This is a genomic window from Burkholderia sp. GW821-FHT14F03 (genome assembly GCF_058803765.1).
The window spans coordinates 1-770 of sequence record NZ_JBXAPG010000138.1 but is presented as its reverse complement, the minus strand read 5'-3'; the positions used below and the strand labels follow the sequence as shown (position 1 = coordinate 770).

Below are 770 nucleotides of genomic sequence, written 5' to 3'. Positions count from 1 at the left end.
TCTTTAAAAATTAACAGCCGATAAGTGTGGGCGCTTGATGGGATGCGAGTCTGATCTTCGGATCGGATCAAGCAAAAGTATCAAGAGTCTCACACTAAAGTAAGTCAGGTTTATGAAGCAATTCATATACCTGTCAGCTTTGAGTGAGCGACCGGTTTCTAACGAAACCGAAAAACAGTAACAGGTTTGAACTGAAGAGTTTGATCCTGGCTCAGATTGAACGCTGGCGGCATGCCTTACACATGCAAGTCGAACGGCAGCACGGGTGCTTGCACCTGGTGGCGAGTGGCGAACGGGTGAGTAATACATCGGAACATGTCCTGTAGTGGGGGATAGCCCGGCGAAAGCCGGATTAATACCGCATACGATCTACGGATGAAAGCGGGGGATCTTCGGACCTCGCGCTATAGGGTTGGCCGATGGCTGATTAGCTAGTTGGTGGGGTAAAGGCCTACCAAGGCGACGATCAGTAGCTGGTCTGAGAGGACGATCAGCCACACTGGGACTGAGACACGGCCCAGACTCCTACGGGAGGCAGCAGTGGGGAATTTTGGACAATGGGGGAAACCCTGATCCAGCAATGCCGCGTGTGTGAAGAAGGCCTTCGGGTTGTAAAGCACTTTTGTCCGGAAAGAAATCCTTTGGGCTAATACCCCGGGGGGATGACGGTACCGGAAGAATAAGCACCGGCTAACTACGTGCCAGCAGCCGCGGTAATACGTAGGGTGCGAGCGTTAATCGGAATTACTGGGCGTAAAGCGTGCGCAGGC

Annotated in this window: 1 rRNA gene; it reads left to right on the top strand. The window is 52.6% G+C overall.

Features of this window, described 5'->3' with window-relative positions:
* Positions 1-188 precede the first annotated feature (188 nt).
* A 16S ribosomal RNA gene (locus tag AC1RQF_RS33390) occupies positions 189-770 on the top strand; the annotation flags it as partial.